Here is a 9894-nt window from a genome sequence, read left to right on the forward strand (position 1 = left end):
GCCCGCCGCCGCGCCGCCGCCCCCGGCGCTGCGGCGTCCACGTCCTCGGAGCCGCCTCCCGGCGGGCGGGCGGCCCGCCGCAAGGCGGCCCAGGGCCGCACACGCGGCCGGGCCTCGAGTCCTGCTGCGGCTTCGGCGGCTTCTCCTGCCGCGTCGGCCCCTGAGGAGTCCCCCGAGGTGAGCGGCGGGCGGGCGGCCCGCCGCAAGGCCGCCAAGGCCGCGACCAAGGCGGCCAAGCAGACCGGCACCGCGATAAGCAACGTGATCGGCGAGCTGTTCATCACCACCGGCGCCCTGTTGCTGCTCTTCGTGGCCTACCAGCTGTGGTGGACCAACGTGGAGGCCCGCGCGCACGCGAACGACCAGCGCCAGGAACTCGAACGCCAGTGGAACGACGGCGAGAACGCCGACGTCGACCCCCGCGAACCCGGCGCCTTCTCACCGGGCGAGGGCTTCGCGATCCTCTACCTGCCGACGCTCGACGTGCGAGTGCCGATCGCCGAGGGCGTCGCCGAGGACACCGTGCTCAACAACGGCATGGTGGGGCACTATACGGAGGAGGACGGCCTGCCGACGGCCATGCCATGGGACGAGGAGGGCAACGTCGGCCTGGCCGGCCACCGCAACACCCACGGCGAACCGTTCCGCTACATCAACCAGTTGGAACCGGGCGACCCGATCGTCGTCGAGACGGGCGACGCGTACTTCACCTACGAGATGACGAGCCGCCTGGACTCCACCTCCCCCTCCAACACGGCCGTCCTCGACCCCGTCCCCGACCAGGGCGGCTTCACCGACTCCGGCCGCTACATCACGCTGACCACCTGCACGCCGGAGTTCACCTCCACCTACCGCCTGATCGTCTGGGGCGAGATGACGGAAGAACGCCCCCGCTCCGACGGGAAACCCGATGCCCTCCTCTCCTGACCCGACCCCCGACCCACCAAGCCCGGCGAAGCCGGGCGCCACGAACGCGGCCACCCCCGCGGATCCGCCGCCCGCCGGCCCAGCCGGCGCCGGCCCGCCAGCCCAAGCCGCCGGCCGGCCGGCGCGGGCCTCGGCGAAGCCGAGACAGCCGGACACCGGCGGCCAAGCCGCACCGGCCACCGGGCCGGCGGAGCCGGACATAGCCGCCACGGACGCCCCAGCGAAACCCGACGCCAGCGACCAGGCCGCCGCGCCAACGGCGACCGAACCGGCGGAGCCAGACGTCACCGCCACGACAGCGGCAACGCTGTCGGCCACCGCTGCCGGGGACGCTCCGGCGCAGCCGGACACCGGCGACCAGGCCGGCCAGCCGGCGGAAGCCACAGCGCAGCCGGGCGGCGGCGCCGCGCCAACGGCAACCGAACCGGCAGAGGCAGACGGCACCGCCAACGGGCCAGCCGAGCCGGACAAACCCGCGCCGGCCGAGTCGCACTCCGCCACCGGGCCGGCGCAGCCGGACACCGGCGGCCAGGCCGATCCGGTGGCGGAAGCCACAGCGCAGCCGAGCACAGCCACCGCGCCAGCGGACGACGCCTCCGCCGGCCCGGCGGCTACCGCCGCCAAGGGCGGCACCACGCGGCGGCGGATCGCCGCCGCGGTGAGCGTGTTCGGGGAGCTGCTCATCACCGCGGGGCTCGTGCTCGGGCTGTTCGTCGTCTACTCGCTCTGGTGGACCAACATCGTCGCCAACCAGGAGGCGAACCGCGACAGCGACGCCGTCCGCGACCAGTGGGCGGCCACCGACGACGGCGGCGGGGGCGACGACGCGCCGCCGCCCGAGTTCGACCCGCAGGACGGCATCGGCTTCCTCCACGTCCCCGCGATGACCGACGACGTGATCCTCGTCAAGGAGGGCATCGGCCTCGACGTCCTCAACGGCGGCGTGGCGGGCTACTACGACACCCCCGTCGAGTCCGCCATGCCGTGGGACGAGGAGGGCAACTTCTCGCTCGCCGCCCACCGCGACGGCCACGGGGCCAAGTTCCACGGGATCCGCCAGATAGAAGAGGGCGACCCGATCGTCTTCGAGACCAACAACACCTGGTACGTCTACCGGGCGTTCGCCGTCCTCCCCGAGACCTCGAAGTTCAACACCGCGGTGCTCGAACCGATCCCCGAGGAGTCCGGCGCCACCGAGGCGGGCCGCTACATCACGCTGACCACCTGCACGCCGGTCTTCACCTCGGAGCACCGCTACGTCGTCTGGGGCGAGTTGGAACGCACCGAGCGCGTGGACGCCGACCGCACCCCGCCGGAAGAACTGCGGGCCGCCGACTGACGTCGGCGGCCCCGGGCCGGAAAACAGCGCAATACCTGTGGAGCCTAGGAGAGTCGAACTCCTGACATCCGCCATGCAAAGACGGCGCTCTACCAACTGAGCTAAGGCCCCTTGGCCGATCCCGACAACGCCGTGGATGGCCGGGAGCTAGATTACCCAATCTTCCCGCCGGATACCGACCGGGTATCGCCCAGGATGTGGATCCCTCCGTAGGATGACGCGCAACTTCGCTCACGTGAAGCGATCAGGGGAGAACAGGGGAGACACCATGGACGCGACACAACAGGAGTCCACGGAAAGGGCCAGAGAACAACAGACGACCTGGTACGGAGAGCCGCTGGGGGCGCTCTTCCGCCGATTGATCACCGATCTCGGACTCAACCAGGCCCGGCTCGCCGTGGTCCTCGGACTCTCGGCGCCCATGCTGTCCCAGCTGATGAGCGGGCAGCGGGCCAAGATCGGGAATCCGGCCGTCGTCCAGCGGGTGCGCTCCCTCCAGGACCTGGCCGCCGAGGTGCGCGCCGGCCGGGTGAGCGCCGCCGAGGCCACCTCCGCGATGGAGGACATCCGCAGGACCTCGGGGGGCAACGTGCTCAGCCCGAGCTCCACCGCGACCCGCTCCGGGTCGATCGGCGTCCCGGCAAACCCCACCAAGCGTGTGGTCCGCGAGATCCAGGCGCTGCTCCGCTCCGTCTCGGACGCGACGGAGATCCAGAGCGCCTCCCGGCTGCTCGTGGACGCCCACCCGGAACTGGCGGAGTTCCTGCGGGTCTACGGCGTCGCCAGGACCCGTGAGGCCGTCGAGCACTACGAGAGCCACCAGGGCTGACGACCGCCGGCCGGCGGCAGCTGGGGCGCTCCACGCCGGCCAGCCCACCTCAGCCACCCAAGCGGGAACACCCGACCGAACGCCTCCGGGCCCCCTGCCACTCGAGTCAACTCGAAGCGGCAGGGGGCCCGGAGGCGTTCGACATACGACTGCGACAGGGGGAAGGGATCAGGCACCCGTGGATCCGGACGGCACGGAGTCGGTCGCCTCCGTCCACAGGTCCTGCTCGGCCTTGTCCGCCTGGATCTGACGGTAGACAAGAAGGCCGCCGATGGCGGCCAGTGCGACCAGGAGGAGCTTCTTCACCGCGCTACCTCGTCCTTCTTCAAACGTGATCGGACCATCTGGCGCCCGATGATACCCAATCGTGTCTCACACGCGCCGGCCGCCGAGATCTCTGAGAACTGGAGAAGACGCCGAACGGCCCCGGTCGGATATGACCGGGGCCGTGGTCGCCTGTGGGGCTAACAGGACTTGAACCTGTGGCCTCATCCTTATCAGGGATGCGCTCTAACCATCTGAGCTATAGCCCCCTGCGCAGGACCCCCCGCGCAGAAGAGAGGCTAGCGCATGTGAGGCCCGCGCCCAAAATCCGTTGTCGGCTCCCCGGCCGGCTACTCGTCCTCCGCCAGCGTCACTTCCACGCCGCCGACGAAGCCGGCGGAGAGGTTGTAGAGGAAGGCGCCGAGGGTGGCGAGCGCGGTGGCGAGCACCACGTCGATCAGCGCGATGACGGCGGTGAACAGCATCACCCTGGACAGCGAGAGGAACGCCACCAGGTCGAAGCCGCTCTCGCCCTCGGCCGCCGTGGCCTCAGTGATCGTCTCGCCGATGGTGGTGAAGACGCCCATCGAGTCCATCACCATCCACAGCATGGCGACGGCGATCACCGTGCAGATGCCCAGGGCGATGGAGAGCAGGAAGCTGACCTTCATCACCGACCAGGGGTCAGCCTTGGCGACCCGCAGCCGGGCCTTGCGGATGCGGGGCACCGTGCGGGCCCCGGTGCGCGGCACCCGCACGCCCTGGCCGCCCTGGGTGCCCTGCTGGCCGCCCTGCGGCGGCGGCTGCTGCCCCGGCGCCTGAGGGGCGGCCCCCGGCGGGGCCGGGTACGCCTGCGGGGGGTGGTAGCCCTGGCCCTGAGCGTAGGAGTCCGCGGGTCTTGCACTGGTCATCGTGAGCCCCCCACGGGTCACATGCTGGGAAGGGTCCTGGGGACGGGCGTCCCCTGGTTGGGCGCCTTGGGAGCCACCACCGGGCGAGCCCGTGGCCTCACTCACGCCTACTCCTCATTGTCCGTGGCAGCCGCCTGCTCCGCGACTCCCTCTCCGGTGCCGTCCGCGTCGACCTCCTCGGCCTCGCGCCCGGCCTCGGCGTTGCGGGCGATGCCGACGACGGCGTCCCGCTTCCCGAGGTTGATCAGCTGGACGCCCATGGTGTCACGACCGGTCTCCCGAACCTCGTTGACTCGGGTACGGATCACGCCACCGCCCAGGGTGATGGCCAGAATCTCGTCCGTGTCCTCCACCACGAGCGCGCCCACCAGCGAACCGCGGTCCTCCACGATCTTCGCAGCCTTGATGCCGAGACCGCCACGCCCCTGCACCCGGTACTCGTCCACCGGGGACCGCTTCGCGTAGCCGCCGTCGGTCGCCGTGAAGACGAAGGTGCCCTCGCGCACCACGTTCATCGACAGCAGCTCGTCGCCCTCGCGGAAGCTCATGCCCTTCACGCCCGACGTCGCCCGGCCCATCGGGCGCAGCGTGTCGTCGCTCGCGGTGAAGCGGATGGACTGCGCCTTCTTGCTGATCAGGAGCAGGTCGTCGGCGGCCGAGACCAGCTCGGCGCCGATCAGCTCGTCGTCCCTGCCGTCCTCCATCTCCCGGAGGTTGATGGCGATGACGCCGCCGGAGCGCGGCGAGTCGTAGTCCTTCAGCGGGGTCTTCTTCACCAGGCCCGACTTGGTGGCGAGCACCAGGTAGGGCGCGGCCTCGTAGTCCCGGATGGCGAGGATCTCGGCGATCCGCTCGTCCGGCTGGAAGGCCAGCAGATTGGCCACATGCTGACCCCGCGCCTCGCGGCCCGCGTCCGGCAGCTCGTACGCCTTGGCCCGGTAGACCCGGCCCTTGTTGGTGAAGAACAGCAGCCAGTGGTGGGTGGTGGAGACGAAGAAGTGGTCGACGATGTCGTCTTCCCGCAGCTTGGTGCCCCGCACGCCCTTGCCGCCGCGCTTCTGCGCCCGGTAGTCGTCGGTCTTGGTGCGCTTGACGTAGCCGCCGCGGGTGATCGTGACGACGATGTCCTCCTCGGCGATCAGGTCCTCGATGGACATGTCGCCCTCGAAGGGGATCAGCGCGGTGCGCCGGTCGTCGCCGAACTTGTCGACGATCGCGGCCAGCTCCTCGGAGATGATGGTGCGCTGCCGCTCGGGGGAGGCCAGGATCGCGTTGTACTCGGTGATCTTCGCCTGGAGCTCGTCGTGCTCGGCGATGATCTTCTGCCGCTCCAGGGCGGCGAGCCGGCGCAGCTGCATCTCCAGGATCGCGTTCGCCTGGATCTCGTCGATCGAGAGCAGCCGCATCAGGCCGCCGCGCGCCACCTCGACGGTGTCGCTGCGCCTGATCAGCGCGATGACCTCGTCGATCGCGTCCAGGGCGGCGAGCAGACCGCGCAGGATGTGGGCGCGCTCCTCGGCCTTGCGCAGCCGGTAGCGGGTGCGGCGGACGATCACGTCGATCTGGTGCGACACCCAGTTGCGGATGAACGCGTCGAGCGAGAGGGTGCGCGGCACGCCGTCAACCAGGGCCAGCATGTTGGCGCCGAAGTTGGTCTGGAGGTCGGTGTGCTTGTAGAGGTTGTTGAGGACGACCTTGGCGACGGCGTCCCGCTTGAGGACGATGACCAGCCGCTGTCCTGTGCGGGACGAGGTCTCGTCGCGGACGTCGGCGACGCCGTTGATCCGGCCGTCCTTGACCAGCTCGGCGATCTTCAGCGCCAGGTTGTCCGGGTTGACCTGGTAGGGCAGCTCGGTGACCACCAGGCACTGCCGGCCCTGGATCTCCTCGACCTCGACGACCGCGCGCATGGTGATCGCGCCGCGCCCGGTGCGGTACGCCTCCTCGATGCCGCTGCGGCCGACGATCAGCGCGCCGGTCGGGAAGTCGGGGCCCTTGATCCGCTCGACCAGCGCGTCGAGCAGCTCCTCGGGGGAGGCGTCCGGGTGCTCCAGGTACCACTGGGCGCCGGACGCCACCTCGCGCAGGTTGTGCGGCGGGATGTTGGTGGCCATGCCGACCGCGATGCCGGCCGAGCCGTTGATCAGCAGGTTGGGGAACCTGGCCGGGAGCACCGTCGGCTCCTGGTTGCGGCCGTCGTAGTTGTCCTGGAGGTCGACGGTGTCCTCGTCGATCTCCCGAAGCATCTCCATCGCCAGCGGCGCCATCCGGCACTCGGTGTACCGCATGGCGGCGGCCGGGTCGTTGCCCGGCGAACCGAAGTTGCCGTTGGAGTCGACCAGCGGCATCCGCATCGCCCACGGCTGCGCGAGACGCACCAGCGCGTCGTAGATCGAGGTGTCGCCGTGCGGGTGGTAGGTGCCCATCACGTCGCCGACGACACGGGCGCACTTGTAGTAGCCGCGCTCCGGCCGGTAGCCGCCGTCGTACATCGCGTAGAGCACGCGGCGGTGCACCGGCTTGAGGCCGTCACGCACGTCGGGCAGCGCGCGGGAGACGATCACGCTCATCGCGTAGTCGAGGTACGAGCGCTGCATCTCGGTCTCGAGCGTGACCGGCTCGATGCGCTGGGTGCTGGCCTCGTCGGGCTCGAGGGGGGCGGGCGCGGCGGGCGGGGTCGGCCGGGGGGAGGTCGTGTCGTCGGACATCGCTGGGGTCCGGTTCCTTTCGGGCTGCTGAGGTGGGGGTAACGCGACCGGGGTCGGCCCGCCAGGTCAGCCGGGCGGGCCGACCGGGGTCAGATGTCCAGGAACCTGACGTCCTTGGCGTTCCGCTGGATGAACGAGCGCCTGGCCTCGACGTCCTCGCCCATCAGGATCGAGAACAGGTCGTCGGCGGCGGCCGCGTCGTCCAGCGTCACCTGCCGCAGCACGCGGTGCGCCTGGTCCATGGTGGTCACCCGGAGCTCCTCGGCGTTCATCTCGCCCAGACCCTTGAAGCGCTGGATGGAGTCCTCGCGGATGCGCTTGCCGCGCTCGCGGCCGAGCTGGATCAGGCTGTCGCGCTCGCGGTCGGAGTAGGCGTACTCGAACTCGTCCCGGCCCCACTTGATCTTGTAGAGCGGGGGCTGGGAGAGGAAGACGTGGCCGGCCTCGACCAGCGGGCGCATGAAGCGGAAGAGCAGCGTCAGCAGCAGGGTGTTGATGTGCTGGCCGTCGACGTCGGCGTCGGCCATGAGGATGATCTTGTGGTAGCGGAGCCGCGAGATGTCGAAGTCCTCGTGGATGCCGGTGCCGAAGGCCGAGATCAGCGCCTGGACCTCGGTGTTCTGCAGCACCCGGTCGATCCGGGCCTTCTCGACGTTGAGGATCTTGCCGCGGATCGGCAGGATCGCCTGGTACTGCGGGTCGCGGCCGGCCTTGGCGCTGCCGCCGGCCGAGTCGCCCTCGACGATGAAGATCTCGCACTTGGCGGCGTCGTTGGACTGGCAGTCGCTGAGCTTGCCGGGCAGCGAGGCCGTCTCCAGCAGGCCCTTGCGGCGGGTGAGGTCGCGCGCCTTGCGGGCGGCCATCCGGGCGGTGGCCGCCTGGATGCTCTTGCGGATGATGTCCGCGGCCTCGTTGGGGTTGCGGTCCAGCCAGTCGGTGAAGTGCTCGTAGACGATCTTCTGGACGAAGGTCTTGGCCTCGGTGTTGCCCAGCTTGGTCTTGGTCTGGCCCTCGAACTGCGGCTCGCCGAGCTTGACGGAGATGATCGCGGTCAGACCCTCGCGGATGTCCTCGCCTGCGAGGTTCTCGTCCTTCTCGCGCAGCAGCTTCTTCTCCCGGGCGTACTTGTTGACCAGCGCGGTCAACGCGGCCCTGAAGCCCTCCTCGTGGGTGCCGCCCTCGTGGGTGTGGATGGTGTTCGCGAAGCTGTAGACACCCTCGCTGTACTGGGTGTTCCACTGCATCGCGATCTCCACCGAGATCTTGCGCTCGGTGTCCTCGGCGTTGATCTCGATCACCGAGGGGTGCACCGGCTCGCCCTTGCGGGAGTTGAGGTGGCGCACGAAGTCGGAGATCCCGCCCTCGTAGTGGTAGCTGACCGCGCGCGGCTTGTCCTCCTCCTCCACCGCGGTGGAGTCGGCGCCGGCCGTCTGCTTGGCGGCGGCGCGCTCGTCGGTCAGCGCGATCGTCAGGCCCTTGTTGAGGAAGGCCATCTCCTGGAAGCGCCTGGACAGCGTCTCGAACGAGTAGTCCGTGGTCTCGAAGATGTCGCCGTCGGCCCAGAACGTGACGGTGGTGCCCGTCTCCTCGGTGGCCTCGTTCCGCTGCAGCGGCGCCGTCGGCACCCCGAGCGCGTACTCCTGGGTCCACCGGTAGCCGTCCCTGCGCACCTCGACGGCGACGCGGGTGGAGAGCGCGTTGACCACCGAGACGCCCACGCCGTGCAGACCGCCGGAGACCGCGTAGCCGCCGCCGCCGAACTTGCCGCCGGCGTGCAGCACGGTGAGCACGACCTCGACGGCCGGCTTGCCCTCGGAGGGCACCATGTCGACCGGGATGCCACGGCCGTTGTCCACGACCCGAACGCCGCCGTCGGCCTGGATCGTCACGTCGATGGCGTCCGCGTGACCGGCCAGGGCCTCGTCGACGGAGTTGTCCACCACCTCGTAGACGAGATGGTGGAGGCCGCGCTCGCCGGTTGACCCGATGTACATACCGGGGCGCATGCGGACCGCGTCGAGCCCCTCAAGCACCGTGATCGCGCTGGCGTCGTACGACGGAACCCCCTCCGAGGACGCGGCGGGAGCGGGAGTGTTCTGGTTGGCATCGCCGGAATCGGCCACGAAGCGCCCTTTCTGGCACAGCACGAGCCAACTCCGGCATAGGGGAGCGGCTGTGTCGTTCGACATGGTCCGCAACAGGGCGGCTACCGGCCAGTCTACCGGCACCGCCGACCCTAACGGCGGTTTGCCGGGCTCTGAGTCCGCATGTGCCGCCCTGAACTGGCATCCGGTGACCCCGTATATACGGACCGGGCCCCTGATCCGCTCACGGCGCCCCTCAGCGGCTCCGACTGTCAACCTCTACGAACGTGACCGGGATCACTTCCGCACCGCGAGACGACGCCCTCGCCACCCGCCCCAGCGCCGGTCCGAAGGGGTCGCCCAGCCGTAGGTATCGCCTACCCATGGGTGTCGCCTAGCCGTAGGTGTCGCCTGGCCCCCTGCTGCCCGGCGCCCGCAGCCGCCCGGGGCCGCGGCCCGGGCCCGAGGGGCCGAGCACCTTGATCAACCTGACCGAGCCCTGCCCCAGGTCGGCGTTCAACCGGCGCAGCAACTCGGGGGCCAGCAGCCGCAGCTGGGTCGCCCAGGCGGTGGCGTCGCAGCGCACCGTCAGCACCCTGGACTCCTCGTCGTACCCCTCGGGCACGCAGTGCTTGGCGACGTCGGGACCCACCAACTCCGGCCAGCGGCCCACCACGCCGCCCACCGCGAGCGGCATCTCCCAGCCGCGCTCCTCCGTCAGCCGGCGCACCGCGGCGCCGAGCGGCAGCGGATCGCGCCCGCCGGCCCGTGCCCCGGACCGCAGCCCGCCGCCCTGCCGAGCCTGCCGGCGCTGCCGCTCGTCGGCGCCGCG

At 70.5% G+C, this 9894-nt stretch carries 8 protein-coding genes and 2 tRNA genes; 3 read left to right on the forward strand and 7 right to left on the reverse strand.

The annotated features are described in order from the left end of the window. A partial coding sequence (locus ACYVPE_RS37780) for a class E sortase (protein WP_461038370.1) occupies positions 1 to 927 on the forward strand: 927 nt, incomplete at its 5' end. Between the two features lie 541 nt (positions 928 to 1468). Further along, positions 1469 to 2266, forward strand: a complete 798-nt coding sequence (locus tag ACYVPE_RS37785; RefSeq protein ID WP_461038371.1) for a class E sortase — start codon at positions 1469 to 1471, stop codon at positions 2264 to 2266. A 38-nt stretch (positions 2267 to 2304) separates the two neighbouring features. On the opposite strand, the gene ACYVPE_RS37790 is transcribed toward ACYVPE_RS37785, so the two are convergent. Then, positions 2305 to 2377 (reverse strand) — tRNA-Ala (locus ACYVPE_RS37790). 157 nt (positions 2378 to 2534) lie between these two features. Between ACYVPE_RS37790 and ACYVPE_RS37795 the strand changes: the two genes are divergently transcribed. Continuing rightward, positions 2535 to 3095 (forward strand): helix-turn-helix domain-containing protein, encoded by a 561-nt coding sequence (locus tag ACYVPE_RS37795; RefSeq protein WP_461038372.1) that lies wholly within the window; start codon positions 2535 to 2537, stop codon positions 3093 to 3095. A gap of 168 nt (positions 3096 to 3263) precedes the next feature. Here ACYVPE_RS37795 and ACYVPE_RS37800 read toward each other — a convergent pair whose 3' ends face one another. From ACYVPE_RS37800 to ACYVPE_RS37825, 6 genes are all read right to left on the reverse strand, one after another. After that, positions 3264 to 3401 (reverse strand): DLW-39 family protein, encoded by a 138-nt coding sequence (locus ACYVPE_RS37800; protein ID WP_216355937.1) that lies wholly within the window; start codon positions 3399 to 3401, stop codon positions 3264 to 3266. 153 nt (positions 3402 to 3554) lie between these two features. Further along, a tRNA-Ile gene (locus ACYVPE_RS37805) sits at positions 3555 to 3628 on the reverse strand. A gap of 81 nt (positions 3629 to 3709) precedes the next feature. After that, complete coding sequence (locus tag ACYVPE_RS37810) at positions 3710 to 4270, reverse strand: DUF3566 domain-containing protein (protein ID WP_461038373.1); 561 nt, start codon at positions 4268 to 4270, stop codon at positions 3710 to 3712. Between the two features lie 107 nt (positions 4271 to 4377). Then, a complete protein-coding gene (gene gyrA, locus ACYVPE_RS37815; RefSeq protein WP_461038374.1) occupies positions 4378 to 6978 on the reverse strand; it encodes a DNA gyrase subunit A in 2601 nt (866 codons plus the stop codon). An 89-nt stretch (positions 6979 to 7067) separates the two neighbouring features. Beyond that, positions 7068 to 9125, reverse strand: a complete 2058-nt coding sequence (gyrB, locus tag ACYVPE_RS37820; protein WP_461038375.1) for a DNA topoisomerase (ATP-hydrolyzing) subunit B — start codon at positions 9123 to 9125, stop codon at positions 7068 to 7070. Positions 9126 to 9456: 331 nt separating this feature from the next. Then, a partial coding sequence (locus ACYVPE_RS37825; protein ID WP_461038376.1) for a DciA family protein occupies positions 9457 to 9894 on the reverse strand: 438 nt, incomplete at its 5' end.

It is taken from the genome of Streptomyces mayteni (assembly GCF_054783955.1).